General features: G+C 70.6%; 23 protein-coding genes and 1 pseudogene. 15 read left to right on the forward strand and 9 right to left on the reverse strand.

Going from position 1 to position 25,183, the window contains the following annotated elements:
• Positions 1-51: 51 nt before the first annotated feature.
• Positions 52-1,104: pseudogene (locus OHA30_RS28280) on the forward strand (amidohydrolase); the annotation flags it as partial.
• Here the strand turns inward: OHA30_RS28280 and OHA30_RS28285 are convergent.
• From OHA30_RS28285 to OHA30_RS28295, 3 genes are all read right to left on the reverse strand, one after another.
• The gene (locus OHA30_RS28285) at positions 1,036-2,109 is read right to left on the reverse strand and encodes a COX15/CtaA family protein (RefSeq protein ID WP_328916701.1); all 1,074 of its coding nucleotides are present in this window, start codon (positions 2,107-2,109) and stop codon (positions 1,036-1,038) included. The pseudogene OHA30_RS28280 and the gene OHA30_RS28285 overlap by 69 nt on opposite strands.
• Before the next feature lie 89 nt (positions 2,110-2,198).
• Positions 2,199-2,993 (reverse strand): ABC transporter permease, encoded by a 795-nt coding sequence (locus tag OHA30_RS28290; RefSeq protein WP_328916702.1) that lies wholly within the window; start codon positions 2,991-2,993, stop codon positions 2,199-2,201.
• A 130-nt stretch (positions 2,994-3,123) separates the two neighbouring features.
• Positions 3,124-4,050 (reverse strand): ABC transporter ATP-binding protein, encoded by a 927-nt coding sequence (locus tag OHA30_RS28295; protein WP_328916703.1) that lies wholly within the window; start codon positions 4,048-4,050, stop codon positions 3,124-3,126.
• Between the two features lie 133 nt (positions 4,051-4,183).
• Between OHA30_RS28295 and OHA30_RS28300 the strand changes: the two genes are divergently transcribed.
• The 9 genes from OHA30_RS28300 to OHA30_RS28340 all read left to right on the forward strand — a co-directional run bounded on the left by OHA30_RS28300 (position 4,184) and on the right by OHA30_RS28340 (position 12,284).
• Positions 4,184-4,948: a helix-turn-helix transcriptional regulator gene (locus OHA30_RS28300; RefSeq protein WP_328916704.1), complete on the forward strand. Its 765-nt coding sequence runs from the start codon at positions 4,184-4,186 to the stop codon at positions 4,946-4,948.
• Positions 4,945-6,366, forward strand: coding sequence for a Fe-S cluster assembly protein SufB (gene sufB / locus OHA30_RS28305; protein WP_328916705.1), 1,422 nt, complete (start codon positions 4,945-4,947; stop codon positions 6,364-6,366). The genes OHA30_RS28300 and sufB overlap by 4 nt, the downstream gene beginning before the upstream one ends.
• Positions 6,367-6,468: 102 nt before the next feature.
• Positions 6,469-7,638, forward strand: coding sequence for a Fe-S cluster assembly protein SufD (sufD, locus tag OHA30_RS28310; RefSeq protein ID WP_328916706.1), 1,170 nt, complete (start codon positions 6,469-6,471; stop codon positions 7,636-7,638).
• Positions 7,639-7,646: 8 nt separating this feature from the next.
• On the forward strand, positions 7,647-7,964 hold the full coding sequence (locus tag OHA30_RS28315) for a non-heme iron oxygenase ferredoxin subunit (RefSeq protein ID WP_328918029.1): 318 nt from the start codon (positions 7,647-7,649) through the stop codon (positions 7,962-7,964).
• A 7-nt stretch (positions 7,965-7,971) separates the two neighbouring features.
• Positions 7,972-8,736 (forward strand): Fe-S cluster assembly ATPase SufC, encoded by a 765-nt coding sequence (gene sufC, locus OHA30_RS28320; protein WP_328916707.1) that lies wholly within the window; start codon positions 7,972-7,974, stop codon positions 8,734-8,736.
• A gap of 2 nt (positions 8,737-8,738) precedes the next feature.
• Positions 8,739-10,001 (forward strand): cysteine desulfurase, encoded by a 1,263-nt coding sequence (locus OHA30_RS28325; RefSeq protein WP_328918030.1) that lies wholly within the window; start codon positions 8,739-8,741, stop codon positions 9,999-10,001.
• A 105-nt stretch (positions 10,002-10,106) separates the two neighbouring features.
• The gene (gene sufU, locus OHA30_RS28330; protein WP_328916708.1) at positions 10,107-10,577 is read left to right on the forward strand and encodes a Fe-S cluster assembly sulfur transfer protein SufU; all 471 of its coding nucleotides are present in this window, start codon (positions 10,107-10,109) and stop codon (positions 10,575-10,577) included.
• Positions 10,574-10,921: a metal-sulfur cluster assembly factor gene (locus OHA30_RS28335; protein WP_328916709.1), complete on the forward strand. Its 348-nt coding sequence runs from the start codon at positions 10,574-10,576 to the stop codon at positions 10,919-10,921. Before sufU ends, OHA30_RS28335 begins: the two co-directional genes overlap by 4 nt.
• Positions 10,922-11,192: 271 nt before the next feature.
• A complete protein-coding gene (locus tag OHA30_RS28340; RefSeq protein ID WP_328916710.1) occupies positions 11,193-12,284 on the forward strand; it encodes a DUF1996 domain-containing protein in 1,092 nt (363 codons plus the stop codon).
• Positions 12,285-12,645: 361 nt separating this feature from the next.
• Here the strand turns inward: OHA30_RS28340 and eno are convergent, their stop codons facing one another.
• On the reverse strand, positions 12,646-13,977 hold the full coding sequence (eno, locus tag OHA30_RS28345; RefSeq protein ID WP_328916711.1) for a phosphopyruvate hydratase: 1,332 nt from the start codon (positions 13,975-13,977) through the stop codon (positions 12,646-12,648).
• Between the two features lie 160 nt (positions 13,978-14,137).
• On the opposite strand from eno, the gene OHA30_RS28350 reads away from it, so the two are divergent.
• The 3 genes from OHA30_RS28350 to dapD all read left to right on the forward strand — a co-directional run bounded on the left by OHA30_RS28350 (position 14,138) and on the right by dapD (position 17,917).
• Positions 14,138-14,560 (forward strand): MarR family winged helix-turn-helix transcriptional regulator, encoded by a 423-nt coding sequence (locus OHA30_RS28350; protein ID WP_328916712.1) that lies wholly within the window; start codon positions 14,138-14,140, stop codon positions 14,558-14,560.
• A 485-nt stretch (positions 14,561-15,045) separates the two neighbouring features.
• Complete coding sequence (locus OHA30_RS28355) at positions 15,046-16,827, forward strand: DUF2264 domain-containing protein (RefSeq protein ID WP_328916713.1); 1,782 nt, start codon at positions 15,046-15,048, stop codon at positions 16,825-16,827.
• Positions 16,828-16,936: 109 nt separating this feature from the next.
• Positions 16,937-17,917: a 2,3,4,5-tetrahydropyridine-2,6-dicarboxylate N-succinyltransferase gene (dapD, locus tag OHA30_RS28360; RefSeq protein ID WP_328916714.1), complete on the forward strand. Its 981-nt coding sequence runs from the start codon at positions 16,937-16,939 to the stop codon at positions 17,915-17,917.
• A gap of 2 nt (positions 17,918-17,919) precedes the next feature.
• Here the strand turns inward: dapD and OHA30_RS28365 are convergent, their stop codons facing one another.
• A complete protein-coding gene (locus OHA30_RS28365; RefSeq protein WP_328916715.1) occupies positions 17,920-18,165 on the reverse strand; it encodes a hypothetical protein in 246 nt (81 codons plus the stop codon).
• 404 nt (positions 18,166-18,569) lie between these two features.
• Between OHA30_RS28365 and OHA30_RS28370 the strand changes: the two genes are divergently transcribed.
• Positions 18,570-20,141, forward strand: a complete 1,572-nt coding sequence (locus tag OHA30_RS28370) for a hypothetical protein (RefSeq protein ID WP_328916716.1) — start codon at positions 18,570-18,572, stop codon at positions 20,139-20,141.
• Positions 20,142-20,272: 131 nt separating this feature from the next.
• Here OHA30_RS28370 and OHA30_RS28375 read toward each other — a convergent pair whose 3' ends face one another.
• Positions 20,273-20,917: an HNH endonuclease family protein gene (locus tag OHA30_RS28375; protein WP_328916717.1), complete on the reverse strand. Its 645-nt coding sequence runs from the start codon at positions 20,915-20,917 to the stop codon at positions 20,273-20,275.
• A gap of 274 nt (positions 20,918-21,191) precedes the next feature.
• On the opposite strand from OHA30_RS28375, the gene OHA30_RS28380 reads away from it, so the two are divergent.
• Positions 21,192-21,629, forward strand: coding sequence for a nitroreductase/quinone reductase family protein (locus OHA30_RS28380; protein WP_328916718.1), 438 nt, complete (start codon positions 21,192-21,194; stop codon positions 21,627-21,629).
• Between the two features lie 64 nt (positions 21,630-21,693).
• Here the strand turns inward: OHA30_RS28380 and OHA30_RS28385 are convergent, their stop codons facing one another.
• The 3 genes from OHA30_RS28385 to ltrA all read right to left on the reverse strand — a co-directional run bounded on the left by OHA30_RS28385 (position 21,694) and on the right by ltrA (position 24,971).
• Positions 21,694-22,548 carry a helix-turn-helix domain-containing protein gene (locus OHA30_RS28385; RefSeq protein WP_328916719.1) on the reverse strand — a complete coding sequence of 285 codons (855 nt, stop codon included), beginning with the start codon at positions 22,546-22,548 and terminating at the stop codon, positions 21,694-21,696.
• 27 nt (positions 22,549-22,575) lie between these two features.
• Positions 22,576-23,103 (reverse strand): DUF6879 family protein, encoded by a 528-nt coding sequence (locus OHA30_RS28390; RefSeq protein WP_328918031.1) that lies wholly within the window; start codon positions 23,101-23,103, stop codon positions 22,576-22,578.
• A 104-nt stretch (positions 23,104-23,207) separates the two neighbouring features.
• Positions 23,208-24,971 (reverse strand): group II intron reverse transcriptase/maturase, encoded by a 1,764-nt coding sequence (gene ltrA / locus OHA30_RS28395; RefSeq protein ID WP_328911761.1) that lies wholly within the window; start codon positions 24,969-24,971, stop codon positions 23,208-23,210.
• Between the last annotated feature and the right edge of the window lie 212 nt (positions 24,972-25,183).

The following is a 25,183-nucleotide window of genomic DNA, read 5'->3' on the forward strand; positions in this document are numbered from 1 at the left end:
TTATGCCCGTGCGGGGTCGTGACGGACGGGCGAGCGGCGAGGGGCGGGCGGATGGCCGGAGCGCAGATGCACCTGGTGGACGCGTACTGCCACGGTGTGTTCCCCGGAGAGCTGGGCATCGGCGCCTTCGAGCGCCGACTGCCCGGCACCGCCGCGCCCGGCACCACCCTCTTCGACAGCCCCACAGGTTTCGCCGTGAGGCGCTGGTGTCCACCGCTGCTCGGCCTCGAACCGCACTGCCCGCCGGCCCACTACCTGGCCCGCCGCCGGGAGTTGGGCGCGTACGAGGCCGCCCGGCTGCTGCTGCGCGGCACACTCGTCAGCGCGTATCTCGTCGACACCGGCGAGCCCGACGAGCTGACCCCGCCCAAGGAGCTGGGCGCGGCGGGCGGCTGCCGGGCGTACGAGATCGTCCGGCTCGAACCCCTCGCCCAGCAGGTCGCCGACACCTCCGGCACGGCCGCCGCCTTCCTGGCCAACCTCACCGAGGCCGTCCACGGCACCGCCCCGAGCGCCGCGGGCTTCTCCTGCGAGGGGCCGGGCGGGCGGGGCCGGCGCGTCCGGGAGGAGGCGCGCCCGCCGGGCCACGCCGAGGTACGGTACGCCGCCGCCCGCTGGCTCACCGCGCGACGGGTGGGGGAGTGGCCGACCGACCCCGTACTGCTGCGGCATCTGCGCTGGCAGGCCGTGACCTCCGGGCTGCCGCTGGCGCTGCGGCACCACGCGGCCGGTCCGGGCCCACGCGGCGCCGAGCCGTTTCTGCGGGCCACCGCCGGGCTCGGCACCGACGTCGTACTGCTGCCCGCGTCCCCGCCCGAGCACGAGACGGCCGCGGCCGAACTGGCCGCCGAACTCCCGCACGTCTACGTGGCGTTGGGCACCGACCCGGCCGCGGTGCTCGCCCGTACGCCCTTCGGCAAGGTGCTCTACGCCAGCTCCGCCGCCGGGCTGCCCGAGCTGTATGTGACCGGCACCCGGTTGTTCAGGGCCGCGCTCGGCCGGCTGATCGGGGAGCGGGTGGCGTGCGGCGAGTGGTCAGCCGCGGACGGACAGCGGGTCGCCGCCCTGGTCGGCGAGGGCAACGCCCGCCGCGTCCACCGGCTGCCCGACCGCGGCGTCGGCGTCCTGCCGCACCCGTACGGCGGCGCCCTCCGCTGAAGGTCCGGCGCCCGGCTCGGTCAGCGGGCGCTCCCGGAAGGAGAGCAGCACACGCAGCACCGAGATCCACACCAGGCACGAGCCGAGCATGTGCAGCCCCACCAGCGCCTCGGGCAGATCCGTGAAGTACTGGACGTAGCCGATCACGCCCTGGGACATCAGCACCAGGAACAGATCACGGCTGCGGTTCCGGGGCCCGGCCGGCGCGTCGACGGCCCGCAGCACGAACCACAGCGCCACCGACAGCGCGACCACCACCCACGCCAGGTCGGCGTGGAGCTGGGCGATCGACTTCCAGTCGACCGGGATGCGGTGCACATCGCTGGAGTCGCCCGCGTGCGGCCCCGCGCCGGTCACCACCGTGCCCACGGCGATCAGCAGCGCCGTGGCACCGGTCAGCACCCAGCCGAGCTGCCGTACCGGCTTGCCCACCAGCGGCCGCGGCGACGCGTCGCCCTCCCGGGTGCGCTGCCACAGCAGCACCGCGAGCACGATCAGCGCGGCGGCCAGCAGGAAGTGCACACACACGACGTACGGGTTGAGGCCGGTGAGGACGGTGAAGGCGCCGAGCACCGCGTTGGCCACGACCAGCCAGAACTGCGCCCAGCCCAGCCGGGTCAGGCTGCGCCGGAACGGCTTCCGCGACCGCACCGCGACGATCGCCCAGCCGACGGCCGCGCAGAGCACGTACGTCAGCATGCGGTTGGTGAACTCGATCGCGCCGTGCACGCCCATCGCCTCGGTGGGCACCCAGCTGCTGCCCACGCAGCGCGGCGCGGTGGGGCAGCCGAGGCCGGAAGCGGTCAGCCGTACGGCCCCGCCGGTGACCACGATGACCACGGACATCACCAGCGCGGACATGGTCGCCCGCGACACCGTCGCAGGTGTCGGCGTCCACCTTGCGGCGATGTGGGCGAGCGGGTTCCGCGCGATTTCGGGCAGCTTGGGCACGGGCCCATCGTAGGCGCCCCCTTGTGCACGGTTTCACGAGGGGGTACGGGCCACCGTGCCCGTTTCCGCCCCCGGTGGGTGCCCGGTCCTCACTCCCAGCGGAAGAAACGCGCCGCCGCGGCCAGCCCGAGCACCGCCCAGACCGTGAGGATGCCCAGGTCGCCCCAGGGCACGGCCGCGCCGTGCTGGAGCACGTCGCGCAGCCCGTCGGACAGCGCGGAGATCGGCAGCAGCTTGAGGACGGCCTGCACCCCGCCGGAGAACTTGTCCATCGGCACGATCACCCCGCCGCCGACCAGCAGCAGGAGGAAGACCAGATTCGCGGCCGCCAGCGTCGCCTCGGCCTTGAGCGTGCCCGCCATCAGCAGCCCGAGCCCGGAGAACGCGGCCGTGCCCAGTAGGAGCAGGGCCACCACGGCGAGCGGGTTGCCGTGCGGCGACCAGCCGAGCGCGAAGGCGATGACGATCAGCAGCGCGATCTGCAGCACCTCGGTGACCAGCACCGAGCAGGTCTTGGCGGTCATCAGCGCCCAGCGCGGCAGCGGCGAGGCACCCAGCCGCTTGAGCACGCCGTAGCGCCGCTCGAAGCCGGTCGCGATGGCCTGGCCGGTGAAGGCGGTGGACAGTACGGCCAGCGCCAGCACGCCCGGGGTGAGGAAGTCGACGGACTCGCCGGCGCCGGTGTCCACGATGTCGACCGCGCTGAACAGTACGAGCAGCAGCGCCGGGATCACCACGGTGAGCAGCAGTTGCTCGCCGTTGCGCAGCAGCATCCGCGTCTCCAGCAGGGCCTGCGCGCGGATCATCCGCGGCAGCGGCGCGGCCCCGGGCGCGGGCGTGAACACACCGGACGCGTACGCCGTCTCCGTGGTGGTGATGCTCATGCCCGCGGCTCCTTCATGCCCACAGTGTCCACTGTGTTCTCTGCGTTTTCTGCTTCCCGAAGCTCTCCGCCCGCCGCGGCCCCTCGAACGGCCGCGCGTCCTGCCGCGGACAAGGGCCGCCGTACGTCCCTCACGCCCGCAGCTCCTTGCCGGTCAGCTCAAGGAAGACGTCCTCAAGCGTGCGCCGTTCCACCGCGAGGTTGTCGGGCATCACACCGTGCTGCGCGCACCAGGAGGTGACGGTGGCCAGCAGCTGGGGGTCGACCCGGCCCTCGATACGGTAGGTGCCGGGCGTCGGCTCCAGCGCCGCGGTGTCCGCGGGAAGCGCGTTGAGCAGCGAGGCGAGGTCGAGGCCGGGGCGCCCGGAGAAGCGCAGGGTGTTCTCGGCGCCGCCGCGGCACAGCTCCTCCGGGGTGCCGGTGGCGATGGACCGGCCGCCGTCGATGATCACCACCGCGTCGGCGAGCTGTTCGGCCTCGTCCATGAAGTGCGTGGTGAGCACGACGGTGACGCCGTCCGCGCGCAGCTCCCGTACCAGGTCCCAGGTGGCGTGCCGGGCCTGCGGGTCGAGGCCGGCGGTGGGTTCGTCGAGGAAGACCAGCTCGGGGCGGCCGACCACGGCCATCGCCAGGGCGAGCCGCTGCTGCTGGCCGCCGGAGAGCCGGCGGTAGGGTGTGCGGCCGCAGGACTCCAGGCCCAGCCGCTCGATGAGCAGGGCCGGGTCGACCGGGGCCGCGTGGAGGGTGGCGGCGTGCCGCAGCATCTCCACGGCGTGCGCTCCGGGGTAGACGCCACCCGACTGGAGCATCACGCCGATCCGGGGCCGCAGCTCGGCGCCCTGGGTGACCGGGTCGAGGCCGAGGACACGCGCGGTGCCGGCGTCGGGTCTGCGGTAGCCCTCGCAGACCTCGATCGTGGTCGTCTTGCCGGCGCCGTTGGGGCCGAGCACGGCGGTGACCCCGCCGCGGGCGACGGTCAGATCCAGGCCGTCCACCGCGGTCCTGGCCCCGTACCGCTTGACCAGACCGGTCACCTCGACCGCGGGCTCGTTTCGCATGCTGCGAGTGTAGGGAGCGCGGCGGGCGGGCCGTGCGGCAGGGCGAAGTTAGGTAACCCTTAGTGACGTAGCACACCGTGTCGGCGATCCGACCCGCTTGCCGGGGCTCGCCGAATTACGCAACAATGGTGTTGTGGAATACGTCAGTGGTGCTGCCGCCGAGGTGGCGGAGGAGCAGACGACCGGTGAGCGGCGCACCCGCCAGCGTGTCGCCCGCTCCATCCTGGACCACGGACCTTCCACCGCGGCCGACCTGGCCGCGCGACTGGGCCTCACCCAGGCCGCCGTCCGCCGTCATCTGGACTCCCTCGCCGCGGAGAACGTGGTGGAGGCCCGCGACCAGCGGGTCTACGGCCACCGCGGCCGAGGCCGCCCCGCCAAGGTCTTCGCGCTGACCGACTGCGGCCGGGACGCCTTCGACCAGGCCTACGACCAGCTCGCCGCCGACGCCCTGCGCTGGATCGCGCAGTCGGCCGGCGGCGGCGAGGTCGGACAGGCCGCGGTCTCCGCGTTCGCCCGCGCCAGGGTCGCCGCCCAGGCCGAGCGCTACCGCGCGATCGTGGACGCGGCGGCGCCCGAGGAGCGTACCCGGGCTCTGGCCCGGGCCCTGTCCGCGGACGGGTACGCTGCTACCGCGCGCAGCGCGCCCGGTCCCGCCGGTGAGCAGCTCTGTCAGCACCACTGCCCGGTGGCCCACACCGCCGAGCAGTTTCCGCAGTTGTGCGAGGCGGAGGCCGAGGTCTTCTCCCGTCTGCTCGGGACCCATGTACAGCGACTGGCCACCATCGCCCACGGCGACGGGGTGTGCACCACGTTCATTCCGCGGGCCGGCCGGAGCACCGAAGAACCGTCCGACTCATCAGCATCTGCCAGCACGTCCGGGAGGAACCCCGCATGACTGCTCCCACGGAGACCACTCACCCGGAGCTCGAGGGCATCGGCACGTACGAGTACGGCTGGGCCGACTCCGACGTGGCGGGCGCCGCTGCCAAGCGCGGGCTCTCCGAAGCCGTCGTCCGCGACATCTCGGGCAAGAAGTCCGAGCCCGAGTGGATGCTGAAGATGCGGCTCAAGGGTCTCAAGCTCTTCGGCAAGAAGCCGATGCCGACCTGGGGCTCCGACCTCTCCGGCATCGACTTCGACAACATCAAGTACTTCGTGCGCTCGACCGAGAAGCAGGCCGAGTCCTGGGAGGACCTGCCGGAGGACATCCGCAGGACCTACGACAAGCTCGGCATCCCCGAGGCGGAGAAGCAGCGCCTGGTCGCCGGTGTCGCCGCGCAGTACGAGTCCGAGGTCGTCTACCACCAGATCCGTGAGGACCTGGAGGAGCAGGGCGTCATCTTCCAGGACACCGACACCGCGCTCAAGGAGCACCCCGAGCTGTTCCAGGAGTACTTCGGCACGGTCATCCCGACCGGCGACAACAAGTTCGCCTCGCTGAACACGGCCGTGTGGTCCGGCGGCTCCTTCATCTACGTGCCGAAGGGCGTGCACGTGGAGATCCCGCTCCAGGCCTACTTCCGGATCAACACCGAGAACATGGGCCAGTTCGAGCGGACGCTGATCATCGTCGACGAGGACGCGTACGTCCACTACGTCGAGGGCTGCACCGCGCCGATCTACAAGTCGGACTCGCTGCACTCCGCGGTGGTCGAGATCATCGTGAAGAAGGGCGGCCGCTGCCGCTACACGACGATCCAGAACTGGTCGAACAACGTCTACAACCTGGTCACCAAGCGCGCGGTCGCCTACGAGGGCGCCACGATGGAGTGGGTCGACGGCAACATCGGCTCCAAGGTCACCATGAAGTACCCGGCCGTCTATCTGATGGGCGAGCACGCCAAGGGCGAGACCCTGTCCATCGCCTTCGCGGGCGAGGGCCAGCACCAGGACGCGGGCGCCAAGATGGTGCACATGGCGCCGAACACGTCGTCCAACATCGTCTCCAAGTCGGTGGCGCGCGGTGGCGGCCGCACCTCGTACCGCGGTCTGATCGAGATCGGCGAGGGCTCGGCGGGATCGAAGTCCAATGTGCTGTGCGACGCGCTGCTGATCGACACGATCTCGCGCTCCGACACCTACCCCTACGTGGACGTCCGCGAGGACGACGTGTCGATGGGCCACGAGGCGACCGTCTCCAAGGTCTCCGACGATCAGCTCTTCTACCTGATGAGCCGGGGCATGACCGAGTTCGAGGCCATGGCGATGATCGTGCGCGGCTTCGTCGAGCCGATCGCCAAGGAACTCCCGATGGAGTACGCCCTGGAGCTCAACCGGCTGATCGAGCTCCAGATGGAAGGCGCGGTCGGCTGACCGCCCCGCAATCACGGCAACCCCGGGTGAGCGAGACTCCGGGCCCGCGCGGCCCGGAGTCGAGCGAACACAATCAGGCAGAAAGCGAGCAGCAGCACAGCCATGGCTGACAACAACCCTGCGGGCAGCACCACGGACGGTGCCATCACGGTGGGCCATCCCGCCGACGCCCGGGTCAGCGCGGCCCCGTCCTACGACGTGGCCGACTTCCCGGTGCCGCACGGACGCGAGGAGGAGTGGCGCTTCACTCCGCTGGAACGGCTGCGCGGTCTGCACGACGGCACCGCGGAGGCCACCGGCGGCCTGCGGGTCGAGGTGACCGCGCCCGAGGGCGTCACCGTGGCGACCGTGGACCGCACCGACGCCCGGATCGGCCGGGCCGGCAAGCCCGTGGACCGGGTCGCCGCCCAGGCGTTCAGCTCCTTCGAGAAGGCGTCCGTGGTCAGCGTGGCCAAGGACGCCGTGCTCACCGAGCCGATCCGGATCGCCGTGCACGGCGAGGGCGGCACCGCCTACGGCCACCAGGTCGTGGAGCTGGGCGCCTTCGCCGAGGCCGTGGTCGTCATCGACCACACCGGCGACAGCGTGCTCGCCGCCAACGTCGAGTTCCTGATCGGCGACGGCGCCAAGCTCACCGTGGTCTCCGTGCAGGACTGGGACGACACGGCCGTGCACGTCGCCCAGCACACCGCGCTGATCGGCCGCGACGCGAGCTTCAAGTCGGTCGTGGTCACCTTCGGCGGCGACCTGGTCCGGCTGCACCCGAAGGTGATCTACGGCGCGCCCGGCGGTGAGGCCGAGCTGTTCGGCCTGTACTTCACCGACAAGGGCCAGCACCAGGAGCACCGGCTCTTCATCGACCACGACACCCCGCACTGCCGCAGCAACGTCACCTACAAGGGCGCGCTGCAGGGCAAGGACGCGCACGCGGTGTGGATCGGCGACGTGCTCATCCGCGCGGCGGCCGAGGGCACCGACACCTACGAGCTGAACCGCAACCTGGTGCTCACCGACGGCGCCCGGGTCGACTCCGTGCCCAACCTGGAGATCGAGACCGGCGAGATCGTCGGCGCCGGCCACGCCTCGGCGACCGGCCGCTTCGACGACGAGCAGCTGTTCTACCTCCAGTCGCGCGGCATCGCCTCCGAGGACGCCCGCCGGCTGGTGGTCCGCGGCTTCTTCGGCGAACTCGTCCAGCAGATCGGCCTGCCCGACCTCGAAGAGCGGCTGATGGCCAAGATCGACGCGGAACTGGAGGCGTCCGTCGGATGACCAGCACCGTGCCCTTCGTCCGCGCCTGCGCGCTGAGCGAGCTGGAGGACAGCACTCCGCACCGGGTCGAACTCGGCGGTGTCCCCGTCTCGATCGTCCGCACCGAGGGCGAGGTGTTCGCGATCAATGACATCTGCTCGCACGCGAACGTCTCGCTGTCGGAGGGCGAGGTCGAGGACTGCCAGATCGAGTGCTGGCTGCACGGTTCCAGTTTCGACCTGCGCACCGGCAAGCCCTCCGGACTGCCCGCCACGCGGCCCGTCCCCGTATACCCCGTCAAGATCGTTGGGGACGACGTGCTCGTCTCCGTCACCCAGGAGTCCTGAGTCACCCATGGCCACGCTTGAAATCAACGACCTGCACGTCACCGTCGAAGCCGAGAACGGCCCCCGCGAGATCCTGCGCGGCGTCGACCTGAGCGTCAAGCAGGGCGAGACCCACGCCATCATGGGCCCCAACGGCTCCGGCAAGTCCACCCTCGCCTACTCGCTCGCCGGACACCCCAAGTACACGGTCACCGGCGGCACCGTCACCCTCGACGGTGAGGACGTGCTCGCCATGACCGTCGACGAGCGGGCCCGCGCGGGCGTCTTCCTCGCCATGCAGTACCCGGTCGAGGTCCCCGGCGTCTCCGTCTCCAACTTCCTGCGCACCTCGGCCACCGCCATCCGCGGCGAGGCCCCCAAGCTGCGCACCTGGGTGAAGGAGGTCAAGGAGACCATGGAGCGACTGCACATGGACCCCGCCTTCGCCGAGCGCAACGTCAACGAGGGCTTCTCCGGCGGCGAGAAGAAGCGCCACGAGATCCTCCAGCTCGAACTGCTCAAGCCGAAGATCGCGATCCTCGACGAGACCGACTCCGGCCTCGACGTGGACGCCCTGCGGGTCGTCTCCGAGGGCGTCAACCGGGTCCGTGAGTCCGGTGAGGTCGGCACCCTGTTGATCACCCACTACACGCGCATCCTGCGCTACATCAAGCCCGACTTCGTGCACGTCTTCGCGCAGGGCCGGATCGCCGAGTCCGGCGGCGCCGAGCTGGCGGACAAGCTGGAGGAAGAGGGCTACGAGTCCTACGTGAAGGGTGGAGCATCCGCGTGACCATGCCCGGCCGGGTGCTCCCCGGCCTCCTCGACACCGAGGCGATCCGCAAGGACTTCCCGGTCCTGGACCGTCTGGTCCACGACGGGAAGAAGCTCGTCTACCTGGACAACGCGGCCACCTCGCAGAAGCCGTGCCAGGTCCTCGACTCGCTGAACGCGTACTACGAGCAGCACAACGCCAATGTCCACCGCGGAGTGCACGTGCTCGCCGAGGAGGCCACCGCGCTGTACGAGGGCGCCCGCGACAAGATCGCCGCCTTCATCAACGCGCCCAGCCGCGACGAGGTCATCTTCACCAAGAACGCCTCGGAATCGCTCAATCTCGTGGCGAACATGCTCGGCTGGGCCGACGAGCCCTACCGGGTGGACCGCGACACCGAGATCGTCATCACGGAGATGGAGCACCACTCCAACATCGTGCCGTGGCAGCTGCTCTCGCAGCGCACGGGCGCGAAGCTGAAGTGGTTCGGTCTGACCGACGACGGCAGGCTCGACCTGTCCGACATCGAGCAGGTCATCACCGAGAAGACGAAGATCGTCTCCTTCGTGCTGGTCTCCAACATCCTGGGCACGGTCAACCCGGTCGAGGCGATCGTCCGCCGCGCCCAGGACGTGGGCGCGCTGGTCCTGATCGACGCCTCGCAGGCCGCCCCGCACATGGTGCTGGACGTGCAGGCGCTCGGCGCGGACTTCGTGGCCTTCACCGGCCACAAGATGCTCGGCCCGACCGGGATCGGGGTGCTGTGGGGCCGCCAGGAGCTGCTGGAGGACCTGCCGCCGTTCCTGGGCGGCGGCGAGATGATCGAGACCGTCTCGATGCACTCCTCCACCTACGCGCCCGCGCCGCACAAGTTCGAGGCCGGCACCCCGCCGATCGCCCAGGCCGTGGGCCTGGGCACGGCGGTGGACTATCTGACCGCGATCGGCATGGACAAGATCGCCGCCCATGAGCACGCCATCACCGAGTACGCGGTGAACCGGCTGCTGGAAGTCCCCGATCTGCGGATCATCGGTCCGGCCACCGCCGAGGACCGCGGCGCCGCGATCTCCTTCACCCTGGGCGACATCCACCCCCACGACGTGGGGCAGGTACTGGACGAACAGGGCATCGCCGTACGGGTCGGTCACCACTGCGCCCGGCCGGTCTGCCTGCGGTACGGAATTCCCGCGACCACGCGGGCGTCGTTCTATCTGTACTCCACCCCGGCCGAGGTCGACGCCCTGGTCGACGGGTTGGAGCAGGTCCGGAACTTCTTCGGGTGATGGTGGTGCTGCTGTGCTGTTCCTTGCGGGGGGCGACCCCCCGTACCCCCACGCAATGACCAGGCCGACCGGTGCGCCCGGGACGACATCGCGAGGTGAATGCCAGTGAAGCTGGACTCGATGTACCAGGACGTGATCCTGGACCATTACAAGCACCCGCACGGGCGCGGGCTGCGCGACGGCCAGGCCGAGGTGCACCACGTCAATCCCACCTGCGGTGACGAGATCACCCTGCGGGTACGGATGGACGGCAGTGTCATCGGCGACGTCTCGTACGAGGGCCAGGGCTGTTCCATCAGCCAGGCCAGCGCTTCGGTGCTGAACGAACTGCTGGTCGGCAAGGACGTGGCCGAGGCGCGGAAGATCCAGGAGACCTTCCTGGAGCTGATGCAGTCCAAGGGCCGTATCGAGCCGGACGACGCGATGGAGGAGGTGCTGGAGGACGCGGTGGCGTTCGCCGGCGTCTCCAAGTACCCGGCGCGCGTGAAGTGCGCGCTGCTGAGCTGGATGGCGTGGAAGGACGCGACCGCGCAGGCGCTGTCCGGCACCGCGAGCACGTTTAAGGAGTCAGCATGAGCGACGTCGCAGGAAACTCAGGGACCGCTGTCAAGCCGGCCTCGGAGGAGGAGCTGCGTGAGGCCCTCTACGACGTGGTCGACCCCGAACTCGGCATCGACGTCGTCAATCTGGGCCTGATCTACGGCATCCACATCGACGAGGCCAATATCGCCACCCTCGACATGACGCTCACCTCGGCGGCCTGTCCGCTGACCGATGTGATCGAGGAGCAGGCCAGGTCCGCGACCGAGGGCATCGTCAACGATCTGAAGATCAACTGGGTCTGGATGCCGCCGTGGGGCCCGGACAAGATCACCGACGACGGCCGCGACCAGCTGCGTGCCCTGGGCTTCAACGTCTGAGCCCGACTTTTCGCCCTTTTGACGGACGGCCACCGCTTCCCCGGCGGTGGCCGTCCGTTGTTGTTCCCGCGGTCGTTTTCGGCCATACGCACACATGCGCGTTCTTCACATCTCTGTCTGTTGACACACCCGCAACAGAGGCGCAACATCCTCAGCGGGAGAGCGCTCTCCCGCCGGTCTTTCCGGCGAGTCGCGCCTGCCTTTCGGTGAGTCATGCCTGCCTTTCGGCGGGCGGCGCGATCCCTCCCCCCCACCCGCAGGAGGTACTTCCATGGCACGCAGATTCAGAAGAGGCCCAGGACTGCTCATCGCGCTGGCGTTGATCGCCGTCGGCGGCGGGGCCGCGCTCACGGCGAACGCGTCGGACGGCACGGCCGTCGCGGCCTCGTCGGCGGGACACCAGCAGGTCATGGCGATGTCCATGGCCGCGTCCACCCAGACCTCTGGGGACGACCCCGACGGAGACGGCTACATCATGGCCAATCCGCCGGTCACCGGCGTCACGCCCTCCACGTACGAGCCGCCGCACGCGTACTTCCACGAGTTCCAGGCCAAGTGCGCCCCCACGCACACCGCCCCGGACGACCCGATCGTCTACCCCGGGCAGCCGGGCAAGTCGCACGACCACACCTTCATGGGCAATGTGAGCACCAACGCCAACTCGGTCACCGCCTCCCTGGAGGCGGCGAGCGGCACCACCTGCCTGGCACCCGGCGACAAGTCGGCCTACTGGATGCCGAGTCTGTTCAACGGCTCCCAGAAGATCCTTCCGGTGGGCCCGCAGACGATCTACTACAAGTCGTCCATCAACGACTACACCAGCGTCCGGCCCTTCCCCAAGGGTCTCCGCTTCGTGGTCGGCAGCCCCACGCAGTCCCAGGACGAGTTCAAGAACCTCAAGGGGACCGTGGAGGGTTGGGAGTGCGGAACGAGCTACAAGAACTACAACTTCCCGCCCACCTGCCCGAACACCCCTGACACACAGCTCAACCTCCGTCTCCAGGCGCCGAGTTGCTGGGACGGTATCCACCTGGACACCCCGGACCACAAGAGCCACATGGCCTACCCGGTGGCCGGCGGCGCCAACGCGAACGTCTGCCCGGCCGACCACCCGGTGGCCCTGCCGATGATCGAGTTCAAGATGGCATGGCCGGTCAACGGCAACATGTCGCAGGTGAGCCTGTCCAGCGGGGCCGGCTTCTCCTTCCACTACGACTTCTTCGCGGACTGGGACACCGCGACGCAGTCCGCCATGGTCGCGCACTGCATCAACGGCGGCCTCCAGTGCGACGCCCACGGTTACGACGAGTCGCAGGCCGGCAAGGGCGCGGTGCTCGACAGCAACTACCAGCTGATCCACTGAAGCTCTGATCCACCGAACCGCTGAGCACAGAGCACAGAGCACAGAGCGCAGAGCGCAGAGCGCAGAACCTCTGATCCACCGCTGATCCACCGAACCACCGCTGAGAGCGCTTTCTCGGAGGGTCTTTCCGGCCTTCCGGGAGAGCGCTCTCCCATGTGGTCGACCCCTGCCGCCCGGTGCCGAGGCGTTCGTCGCGCAGGCAGGCGTTGAGGACTGGCTGAATTCATTCGGGAGCTGATCGTGTCGCGTGCGAACGAGGGCCCGGCCGCCGTACAGGCCCGCGGCCGGGTCGGTGGCCGGGTCGGTAGTCGGGTCCGCGGCCGGGTCGGTGGCCCGCGTGGTCCCTACCTCTGCCCGCCGTTCACGCCCGACGCAGTGCGGAGCGGCCCGCGAAGCGCGCCGAGTCGCCCAACTCCTCTTCGATCCGGATCAGTTGGTTGTACTTCGCCGTGCGGTCGGAGCGGGAGAGCGAGCCGGTCTTGATCTGACCGCAGCCGGTCGCCACCGCCAGATCCGCGATGGTGGTGTCCTCCGTCTCGCCCGAGCGGTGCGACATGACAGCGGTCCAGCCCGCCTGGTGGGCCGTGGCCACCGCGGTCAGCGCCTCGGTCAGGGTCCCGATCTGATTGACCTTGACCAGAACCGAGTTGCCGACGCCGGTGCGGATGCCCTCGCGCAGCAGCGTCTCGTTGGTGCAGAACACGTCGTCGCCGGTGAGCTGGCAGCGGTCGCCGACGCGGGCGGTCAGCTCGCGCCAGCCGTCCAGGTCGTTCTCCGCCATCGGGTCCTCGATGGAGACGACCGGGTAGGCGTCGATGAGCCCGGCCAGGTAGTCGGCGTGCTCGGAGGGAGTGCGCCGCACCCCCTCGCCCGCGTAGTCGTACACCCCGTCGCGGAAGAACTCCGACGACGCCGGGTCCATGACCAGGCCGATGTCCGTGCCGGGGCGGTAGCCGGTGCGCTCGATGGCGGTCATCACGAAGTCGAGCGCCTCCTCGGCGGTACGCAGCGCGGGCGCGAAGCCGCCCTCGTCGCCGACGCCCGTGGAGTGCCCGGCGGCCAGCAGATCGCGGCGCAGGGTGTGGAAGACCTCGCTGCCCATGCGGACGGCTTCGGCGAAGGTGTCCGCGCCCACGGGCGCGATCATGAACTCCTGGAAATCCAGCGGATTGTCGGCGTGGGCGCCGCCGTTGACGATGTTCATCATCGGCAGCGGCAGGAGGTGGGCGTCGGCGCCGCCGAGGTAGCGGTAGAGGGGCCGGCGGTGGGCCGCCGCGGCGGCCTTGGCGGCGGCGAGGGAGACGCCGAGGATCGCGTTGGCGCCGAGCCGGGACTTCGTGGCGGTGCCGTCGAGGGCGACCAGCGCGGCGTCGAGACCCGCCTGGTCCGCCGCGTCCCGGCCGCGCACGGACGCCGCGATCTCCCCGTTGACGTGGGCCACCGCGCGGTCGACGCCCTTGCCGTGCCAGCGCGCGGAGTCTCCGTCGCGCAGTTCCACGGCCTCCCGGGCGCCGGTGGAGGCGCCGGAGGGGACAGCCGCCCGCCCAAGGGACCCGTCCGTCAGGACGACATCGACCTCGACCGTGGGGTTGCCCCGGCTGTCGATGATCCGCCGGGCGGTGACGGTTTCGATGGTGGTCTCGACGGCCGTCTCGATGGCGGCGTTGACGGTTCCAACTGCCTTCGCGGACATGGGAGTTCCTTCCCGTTGTCGTGTGCCGTGGCCCCGGCTGCGACAACGCTGGCGCTGGCCCGACAACTAAACCCTACAGCAATGCTGCTCAGTTTTGCTGCACAGCATTGCTGTGCAGATCGGGTGCACAGCCTTGCTGACCAACGGGGTAAAGTGCCCTATGCCCACCTCGGAAGCCGCCGTCATCGCCGCCGAACTGCGCACCGCGATGGGCAAGCTCACCCGACGTGTCAAACACGAGGACCGCATCCCGCTGGGCCAGGTCGCCGTGCTCGGCGCACTCGACCGCGACGGCGCCATGACCACCAGCGACCTCGCCGCCGATCAGCGCGTACGCCCTCAGTCGATGGCCCGGGCGGTGGGGCTGCTCATGGAACAGAACCTGATCACGCGCCGGGCGCACCCCACGGACGGCCGCAAGTCGCTGGTCGAGCTGTCGGACGCGGGCCGGGCCGCGCTCGAAGCGGAGCGCGGCCGCAGGGCCGGTTGGCTCGCGCAGGCCATCGAGGCCGAACTCACCGATGAGGAGCGGGCGTTGCTGGCGCGGAGCGCCGCCCTGCTGGAGCGGCTCGCCACACGCTAGTGCCGTGACCGGAAAGGTTCACCGCTTCGCGACGCCCTGCACGGCACCTCGCTGCGTTGTCGAAGTCGCCCGAGTACGCCCAGTACGAGGGCGATTCTCCGCCTTGCGATGCACCGCACCGGACGCCGCGAACCAGGCAAACCTTTCCGGCCACGGCACTCGACGGGTCATTCCGAGGTGATCAGCGGTCGTGGGCCCGGCAATGCCGGAGAGTCCCGCCGTGGATGTCCTTGCCCGCACGTCCGCCGACCGCCAAGTGCTCGAACTGTCGGCCCGTGAGGTCGACCCGTTCTGCCAACCCACCCTCGCTTCCGTGCGATCCGCGTTGCCGAAGGGTGAACGCGCGCCTTTCGATACGGAGACGGAAGAGCGCCCACCGACGTCTCACATGGCAGAACCACTGACCTTGTCGTGGCAGAGACATTGCGGGCTCCGGCGGAAGTTGCGAAAGTTATCGCAATATTCCAGCGGAGGGTGGTCGGGTCATGGCGGGCGGCACGGACGGGCGGACGGCACGCGAGCAGACACAGGCGTACGTCCGGGAGCTGGCGGAACCCCTGCTGCCGTACATCAGTCCCGGCGGGGCCCGGATCAGGCTCGGGGTGAACGCCGCCCACCACGACGACAACGCCGCCGACCTGGAGGGATACGCCCGTCCGCTGTGGGGTCTGGCACCGCTGGGCGCGGGCGGCGGGGAGTTCGCGCACTGGGACCACTGGGCCCGCGGCCTGGCCGCCGGCACCGACCCCGAGCACCCCGAATACTGGGGCGCCCCCGGCGACGTCGACCAGCGGCTGGTGGAGATGGCCGCCATCGGCTTCACCCTCGCGCTGGCCCCCGAACGGATCTGGGACCCGCTCAGCGGCGCCGAGCGCGACCGCGTGGGCGCCTGGCTCGCGGCCTGCCTGCACCGGGTGACCGCCGCGAACAACTGGAACTTCTTCCCCGTCATGGTCAGCCTCGGCCTGGACCGGGTCGGCTACGCCCACGACCGCGACGCCCGGCACACCCGGCTCGACCGGCTGGAGACCTACGCGCTGTCCGGCGGCTGGTACGCGGACGGCGCCACCCCGCAGCGCGACTACTACATCCCCTGGGCCATGCACTTCTACGGCCTGATCTACGCCGCCCTGGCCAGCGACCAGGACCCGGTCAGGGCGGCCCGATTCCGGCAGCGGGCGGGGGAGTTCGCACTCGGCTTCCGGCACTGGTTCGCCGACGACGGATCCGCCGTGCCGTACGGCCGCAGCCTGACCTACCGTTTCGCGCAGGGCGCCTTCTGGGGCGCGCTGCCGTACGCGGGCGTGGACGCCGTACCCGCCGGCGAGGTCAAGGGGCTGCTGCTGCGGCATCTGCGGTGGTGGCGGGACCGTACCGCGCGGACCGCGCCGCACGGGCTGCTGACCATCGGCTACGGCTATCCGCAGCCCGCGATCGCCGAACAGTACAACGGGCCCGGGTCGCCGTACTGGGCGATGAAGGCGTTCCTGCCGCTCGCGCTCCCCGCCGAGCACCCGTTCTGGACCGCCGAGGAGCGGCCGCTGCCGTCCGACCTGCCCGAGGCGCTGGTCCAGCCCGAACCGGGCGCGGTGCTGATGCGCTCCGGAGGCGATGTGACGCTGCTCAGCGGGCAGCAGCACAACCGCTGGGCGCGCGGCGGCTCCGCGAAGTACGCCAAGTTCGCCTACTCCACCCGCTTCGGCTTCAGCCTGCCGGTCGGCGAACTCGGCCTGGAGCAGGGGGCGTACGACTCCATGCTCGCCGTCAGCGACGACGCGGGGGAGGGCGAGCCGGTCCACTGGCGGGTCCGCGAGGAGCCGGTGGACACGGCGACCGGGGAGGACGGCACGATCGTCAGCACCTGGCGGCCGTGGCCCGACGTGGAGATCACCACCTGGCTCACGGCGGCCGCGCCCTGGCACCTGCGCACCCACCGGGTCCGTACCGGGCGGACCCTGCACACCGCCGAGGGCGGCTTCGCGGTGGACCGCGACGGCGGACCGACGGTCCGCGAGGAGACCGCCGGCAGCGCGCTCGCGGTGTCCCCGGCGGGCGATCTCAGCGGACTGCGCGACCTCGGCGGCGCCCGCGCGGGCCGGGTGATCGACCTCCAGCCGGGCACCCACGTCTACTTCCCGCGAACCGCGCTGCCGTTGCTCGCGGCCACTCTCGCCCCGGGCACCCACTGGCTGCGCTCGGCGGTGCTGGGCGCGTCCCCCGAGCAGGCGGCCGCCTGGGAGGACGCGCCGCCGGAGCAGCGCTACTGAGGGGGTGACCGGGCGGGTCGGGGCGGGCCCGGGCGCAGGGGTGGCCGGGACAGGGGGGACGGGGGAGCCGATGGTGCGGCGGGTGCGGGGACGCTGTTAGCGTCGTCCCATGACTGACACCCGTGCCCCCGGCGCCACCGGCCTCGGCCTCGCCACCGTCGCCGACGACGGCACCGTACTCGACACCTGGTACCCCGCCCCGGAACTCACCGAGGCACCGGGCCCCGCGGGCAGCACACGCCTCACCCCCGAGCAGGCCGCCGAGGCCCTGGGCGCCTCCGCCCCCAAGGCGCTGGGCCCCGACCCCCGCCGCGGCGTCGAGGTCATCGCCGTCCGTACGGTCATCTCCTCGACCGACGACAAGCCCCTCGACGCGCACGACGCGTATTTGCGGCTGCACCTGCTCAGCCACCGCCTGGTCCGCCCCAACGGCCTGAACCTCGAAGGTCTGTTCGCCCTCCTCGCGAACGTCGCCTGGACCTCGCTCGGCCCGGTGCCCGTGCCGCACATCGAGGCGACCCGGCTGGCCGCCCGCGCGGAGGGCCTGCACCTGGCGGTGTACGGCATCGACAAGTTCCCCCGGATGACCGACTACGTGGCCCCCTCCGGCGTCCGGATCGCCGACGCCGACCGGGTCCGCCTGGGCGCCCACCTCGCCGCGGGCACGACCGTCATGCACGAGGGCTTCTGCAACTTCAACGCGGGCACGCTGGGCACCTCGATGGTCGAGGGCCGGATCTCGCAGGGCGTCGTCATCGGCGACGGCTCCGACGTCGGCGGCGGCGCGTCCATCATGGGCACCCTCTCCGGCGGCGGCACGCAGATCATCTCGGTCGGCGAACGCTGCCTGCTCGGCGCCGAGTCGGGGCTCGGCATCGCGCTGGGCGACGACTGCGTGGTCGAGGCCGGGCTCTACGTCACCGCGGGCACCCGCGTCACCCTGCCCGACGGCCAGATCGCCAAGGCCGTCGAGCTGTCCGGCGCCGACAACCTTCTCTTCCGCCGCAACTCCACCACCGGCAAGGTCGAGGTGCTCCAGCGCACCGGCTCCTGGGGCGGGCTCAACGCGGCGCTGCACAGCCACAACTGACGCTAGGTCAGTCCGTCCGCGCCCGGCGCTGTCCGCCGGGCGCGGGCGTATGTCGTCGTGGGGCGCACGGTCCGGGCAAGGGCGCCGTCCGACGGCCGCCCGTCCGGGGCGAAGGGCAACGGCCCCCGCGCCCACGGCGGATCGCCCGCCACCTGTACGGGCGGAAGTACGGCCATGGTCTGCCGGGCACCGGCCGCCGACAGGAACCGTCCGGTCAACTCCCTCGCGTCCACCGCGGATCCGCTCACGGCCCCCGCCCTGCCGTCTGCCCCCGCCGCCCACGCAACGGCCGGCGTTCCCCGCCCGACGTGATCCGCGGTGAGTCCGGCCCGGACCCCCGCGACGCGCGGGTGCCGCTTTCGGCGGCGGGTGCTCGGACGGCCGGATGGGCACAGGGCGGGGCGCCGGGTCAACCGGGGCGGTCCGAACACCCTCACCCGACCGGCTGAATCACCGGCGAAGACGGGTCCGTGGCCCGCCCGGGTCGGCCAGGACGCGACCGGGAACCCCTGCGCAGGCAATACGCTGAACCTCACGCGTCCCCCGCCGTGTGTGCCCGCCGTGGGCCCGCGGCCGCGCTCCGCCCTGCCGCGCCCGAACCGTCCCCCCGTGCCCGTATCCTCGACACTTTCGCCGAATGGGAGCCCGTCCGATGCCCGCAAGTCCCCTCGTCCTGCCGCCGGTACGGCTGCTTCCCGTGGACGACCTCGCGCGGCAGGCGCTCGCCGTCCCGCTGCTGGACCGCGCGCTGCGGCTGACCCGCTGGGCCGCGCCGTACCGGCGGGTGGACGGCATGGGCGAGCTGCTGGAGGACGATCTGCCGCTGGCCGCCGCGGAGTTGGGGCTCGCGGACAGCGGTGAGGAAGGGCTCGTCGGGACCGTCCAGGCGTGGGGTGTGGCCGTCGACACCGGGCTGCTCGTCCTGGAGATCGAGGAGGAGGCCGAGGAGTCCACCCCGGTCGGCGAGGCGGCCGGACGGGTGGTGCAGGGGCCGACGTACTCCCGGATCGGTACCGGAGACCCGCGCGAGATCGTCGACCTGTGGCTGGCCGCTGCCGAATCCGCGCTGGCCGAGGCCGCCGCGCCGGACTTCGAGGGCCTGCGGAGCGAACCGATCGACGGTGTCAGGGAGTCGCTGCTCGACGAGCTGGACTGGGACCCCGAGGAGGAGGCGGAGCTTCTGGACAGCGCCCTCGCCAACCTCTACGCGCTGATGGCGATGGACGACGGCACGGGCGAGTCGCCCGCCGCGGGCGCCGTGCCGCTGCCGGTGCTCGCCGCGTCCCTCGTCGTGCCCGACGAGATGGAACAGCCGAGCGACGCCGTGCTCGAAGAGGTCACCGAGGTGATGATGCGGCTCGACGACCACTTCCGGCTGCTCGCGCCGACCGGGCTGCTGGACTACGACCCGGTGGACGAGACGCTGATCGAGGAGGAGCGCGAGGACCAGGGCCACGAGGGCGATCGGCCGGACGCCGCGGCCGGCGCTTCCGCCGAAGGGGCCGGTGCGGCCGAGGAGTTGAACAGCCTCGACGACCTCGACCCCGACGAGATCTCCCGCTACGGGCTGGTCCGGCTCACCCCGCTGGGCGTGCACGGCCTGCGCGAACGGCTCGCCGACGCCGGCGCCCACGCGCCCGCCCTCGGCGACCTCGTGGGCGCCCCCGCCGAGGAACTGCTCGACGCGCTGGCCGACTACCCGGACCACTCGGCCCGCGCCGAGGCCGAGTTGTGGCTGGCCGATCGTGAACCGGCCGACGCGGCACGGGAGTTGCTGGCCGCGAGCCGCGGCGACGACCCGGCCGCGCCCGGCCGCCGGCTGATGTGCCAGCAGACGCTCGCCCTGCTCGGCGCCGAGGCCGAGCCCGCCGTGCGCGAGGTGCTGGACGACCGGCGGCTCGGCGGCCTCGCCCGGGTCTGGCTCACCGAGCACGACGCCGCCGACATCCCCGCGCCCGGCGCGGACATGGTCTTCTGGCTCACCATCGACACGCTGGCCGCCCAGCTCGCCGCGGACGACGCGCCCGAACTCCTCTCCGAGCTGGTCCGCGATCTGGTCGCCCGGCACGACGGCTTCTTCGAGCAGGCGTGGCGGGTCGACCACCCGGCCACCGCGGACGTACTGGAGGCCATGGGCCGCCTCCACCCGGACCGCAAGGCCGCGAAGGACGCCCGCAAGGCCGCCTTCAAGGCCCGCTCGCGCGAGGGCGGCACGGCGAGCTGAGGCGGGCCGGCGGGTGGGGCGGTTCGGCGAGTTGGGGCGGGCCGGCGTGCGGCTCGCGGTCAGGCGCGAGGTGCGGCCCGCGGTCCGGGATGCGGTCCGGCGCGTGGGGGCGGTCGTATACGGTCGTGCGCTCAGCAGCCGTTGAGCACCGACCTGAGCTTCGTCTTCTCGGCGGTGTCCACGTCGAGACCGTAGTAGTGCTTGACCTGCACCCAGGCCCGCGCGTACGTGCACTGGTACGACGCCTGCGGCAGCCACTCGGCCGGGTCGTCGTCGCCCTTGGAGCGGTTGGACGACGCGGAGACCGCGAGCAGTTGGGGGCGGGTCACATCGTTGGCGAACGCCTGCCGCTGCGCGGTGGTCCACGCCCACGCGCCGGACGCCCACGCCTCGGAGAGCGGTACGAGGTGGTCGATGTCGAAGGTCGAGGGGTTGGTGGTGGTCACGCCGTCGTACGGGCTGGTCCAACTGCCGGAGGTGGCCGTACAGGCGCTGTTGGTCACGACGTCCGAGCCGTCGCGCTTGAGCACGTACTCCCGGGTGTTGCAGGTGCCCGAGATGGTGATCCAGGTCGGGAACAGGCTGCGGTCGTACGTGGACGCGTGCGTCTCGTCGGTCGCCGTCATGCCCGACAGGTAGGTGAGGGCGGTCGAGGCGGCGATGGGGGTGGGCAGGGCGGCCTGTGCGCTGCCGCCGCCCGCGAACAGCGCGGTCGCGGCGAGCAGTACGGAACCGGCGGCGGCGCAGACGCCGTGCAGGAGACGGTATTTGGGCATGGGGGAGCGCTCCCGTGGCTAGGGGTGTGGGGTGGGGGACCGGCGATCTCTTTCAGGGTCCCGGCCACGGGTCTATGCGGGTAGATGTGAGGCGGTAAAGGTTGGGTGACCAACAGATGACCGTCTGTGCAGAAGGAGTGCCGGACCTGCGAACGGCCCGCCCCCCGCGTGGAATCGCACCGCCCGGCGGCCAACCCTCGTGCCTCCGACCCCTGTTGGGCGGCCTGCCCCCGGGCAGGCGCTCGCGGGGAAGCGCTCGGGTACGGTCTCGGGTATGACTACCGATGCCACGACCGGCGAACGCCAGTCCAGGAACGCCTCGATCATGTCCGAACTGCGCGCGAACGGCGGCCGGCTCGGCAGCGGGCAGGTGCTCGTCATCGTCACCACGGTCGGTGTGCGCACCGGACGCGAGTTCGAGACACCGATGTGCGTGCGGGAGGACGGCGACGATCTGATCGTCGCCGCCTCGGCCGGCGGTCAGCCCCGGCACCCCCAGTGGTACCCGAACCTCGTCGCCCACCCCGAGGTCGGCGTCGAGTACCTCGGCGAGTCGTTCCGGGCGACCGCCGCCACCGTGACCAACGGTCCCGACCGCGACCGCCTCTTCCACCTGCTGAGCGAGGAGATCACCGGGCTGTACGGCTACCAGGACCGCTGCCGGAACGACCGGCAGATCCCCCTCGTACGCCTCACCCGCGCGGCGGGCTGACGGTCCCCGACGGGGCCGGCGCGCGCGGCACGTGATCCTTCCGCGGGGCGGTGACCGGTCGCCGTCAGCGCAGCGCGTCGATCGCGCGCACCACCAGGGCCCGAGCGTCGGCCCCGTACACGGCCATGGCCCGCAACCGCTCGAACGCGGCGACGTACAGGGCGACTTCGCCGGGCCGGCTGACGGTCACCTCCGCCGAGAGCAGTTCCACCGACACCAGACGGTCGTCGTACACATGGAAGGTCTCCTGCGGCCACATTCCGCGCGCGCGTGCCGTGCCCGGGATGATGCCCAGCGACACCGCCGGCAGCGCGCCGGCCGTCAGCAAGTGGCCGAGCTGCGCGGCCATCGCCTCCGCGTCACCGATCCGGTAGCGCAGTGCCGCCTCCTCGACGAGGAACACGAACCGGTGCCCCGGCTGGTGGATGACCCGGGACCGTTCGACGCGGGCCCGCGCGGCCTCGGGGCCGTCGTTGACGGGGATCTGCCGGAAGTCAGCGATCGTCGACAGCAGCGCCGCGGCGTACCCCTCGGTCTGGAGCAGGCCCGGCACCATTGTCGACGAGTAGACCCGGAAGAGCGCCGTCTCGTGGAAGAGCCGTGCGGCGCTCTCCTGGAGTTGTCGCATCCCGGCCCGGACCTGCTCGCGCCACTCCCGGTACATCGACTCGGCGTCGAGGGACCGCGCGATCAGATCCTCGGCCTGTGCGGACTGCTCGCACGCGGCCGACCAGCGGCGTATGTCGACGGCGGAAGGGGCTGTCCGCCCGTTCTCGATACGGGAGGTCTTGGCGTGGTGCCAGCCGCACCGGTCGGCCAGCTCGGTGACCGTCAGCCCGGCACTCTTGCGCATGGTGCGCAGGCGCCGTGCCACCGCCTCCCGCGCGGCTTGGGCGGAGGACGACGGTGATTCGGGCATGGGCTGGACCTGTCGGTGCGGCTGGCGTCAGCGGACGGCGTACTGGTCGTGCGGGACGGCGCGCTCCCACACGGCCTCGAACGCGCTCGCGCAGAGCTTCGCCGCCGCGGGGTCGTCGGTGATCTCCTCACCGGTCGAGGAGCCGTCCCCGGCGAAGTGGTTCCAGTGCACCCACCGTCCGTCGAACAGCCAGAAGTCGTTTCCCGGTAGGGCGATCGTCGACGCCTGCCGACGCGGCAGCCAGCGGACGTGCTCACCGGCGGCCACGTTGGTGAACGTACCGGAGTGCTCATAGCGGATGTACTCGCTGACGGGCTCGGACACGATGCGGGCCCGGCGCACGACCACACCACGGGCGACGGTGCCGGAGATGAGGTCGAGCCATGGGCGCCACCAGGAAGCGCGGTCGGCCGGGTCCGGACGGACGCCGGCCCTCCAGTCGGCGAAGGGCCCGGCTTCGTAGTCGACCGCGTAGCTGTCGCGCATCTCCAGGTGCACGGCCGAACTCTCGCACGAGCCGATCAGCTCATCGAAGGTCGGCACGCTCGACGGCAGTCGGGTAGCCGGAGCGTGTTGCCACGCCCCGGCCCCCTCAGAACCGGACGTGCGGCTGTTCACCGCATCCGGCTCAAGCGAGCCCCCAGAGCTGTTGCGCGCGTTCATGCCTGCCCGGCCCTCCTGTTGTCGCCAGCGTGATGCTGGCGATGACATTCAGCGTGTACGAGGCGGAGGTTTGTCTTCTCGTCCGAGCCGCCGTGCCGCCTATACACGAAGTGATGCTTGTGAAGCATCTTCATGGATGCCGAGAACCAGGCCGCCCACTCCCGCGGGCTGTCAGGCTCGTATTCGGCACCGGAGATCAGCGCCTGTTTGCACAGGGGGCAGATCCCCTTTTGGCGAGCTGCCAGCGTGACAGACGTCCTGTCCGCGGTTGCTGGCATCCTTTTGCGCGTGCGATTCGCCCAGTACTCGGCGAGCGTCGGATCATCAGGCGAATACCCCGCCTTGAGGCCGACGTGCCGTTCAATCTTGGTCCACCTGAGCTTGTAGAGGTACATGCCGGTTTCCCGGTCACCAAATACCCATTTGCTCTGGCGATACGAGTTGAACTGACCGTAGTACCTTTCGGTACACCAGGTCTTCGACTTCCTCGGGTGCGTGTGTCTGGCCCATTTGAAGGTCAGCTTCCACAAGTAGTCGTCCAGATCGCGGAACGTCTTCTTGGACACACCCGACCGGTAGTAGGTGGCCCATCCCCGAAGAATCGGGTTGAGCCGCTTCACCACGGCCATCACGTTAGACCCTCGGTGGGCCAACATCTCGTCGCGGAGCCTTTTCCGGAACCCCTTGACAGCGGACTTGCTCGGCTTCGTGAGCAGTTTCCCGTTGTAGCGGCGAACGTTGAACCCGAGAAAGTCAAATCCCTCTTCGAGGTGGACAACGCGCGTCTTTTCCTCGTTGAAGGACAGCCCTCTCGGCTCCAGCCACCCGGCCAAGTCATCCTTGACCCGATACGCCTGACTCTCGCTGTGACAGAACACGGCGAAGTCGTCGGCGTACCGCACAAGCACCGGCGCATCCCTCCGCTGCCACAACGTGGCACCTTCGAGGCAACCGGCGGCTGCACTCATCCCGTGAAGAGCGATGTTCAACAACAACGGGCTCACCACGCCACCCTGCGGAGTTCCCTCCTCAGTAGGCGCGAACCGCATGTTCTCCATGATCCCTGACTTGAGCCATCCACGGATCATTCCCCTACCAGGGAAGTGGCCAAGGTTCGTCATCAGGTGCTCATGGTCGATCCGGTCAAATGCCGATGCCAGGTCAGCGTCGAGAACCCACAGCCGCCGTGCCCGTCTCTGGGCCACCGTGCTGAAGATGTTCGTGATCGCGTCGTGGCACCCTCGTCCGGGGCGGAAGCCGAAACTCCGAGCCTCGAAACGAGCTTCCCACTCGGGTTCCAGCGCATTCTTGACCATGGCCTGGCGGGCACGGTCGCACATGACTGGGATTCCCAGCGGGCGTCGCTTTCCGTTCGCTTTGGGAATGTACACGCGCCGTACGGGGCGAGCATGGTCGATGGTGGGTTTGGCTGCCAGCTCGGCCACCATCCGTCCTCGCTCCTTCGGAGTCAGGGCGGTTTCACCATCGATGCCGGCCGTCCGGCGTCCGGAACTCAACTGGGCCACCCTCTTCACGCTTACCTGCACGTTGGAGTGGGATCGCAGCATGAGTTTCTGCAAGTTTCGGACTCTCTTCAAGTGCCCTTCGCGCGTAGCTGTGAAGATGCGCTGCCGCAGTCGCCGTACCGACGCTTCGGCCTTGGCCCAGTCGATGCTGTTCCATGCCTGCGTGTGGTCTTCGGGTCCGTTCGCCAGAGCAGGCCGGACAGTTGCTCCTGTCCTCGTTCCTGAACTCGGCATCTAACTTGCCCCTCAGTTCTGGTTTCCAGATAGCTGATCTTCACAGGCTCACCTGATCCGCGTGGGCTCCCTTTCGGGCCGGGCACATGCCCGTATCCGACGGGTTATGCGGGGAGGCTTGTCCGCCCCGGTTTCCCCTGGACTTTCGCCCTGTCGGCATTCGCTTCTCGGATCATCCTGTCCTGCTGGAGAGTTGAGCCTTCGTTGCCTCC

Source organism: Streptomyces sp. NBC_00223, assembly GCF_036199905.1.
GTDB lineage: Bacteria > Actinomycetota > Actinomycetes > Streptomycetales > Streptomycetaceae > Actinacidiphila.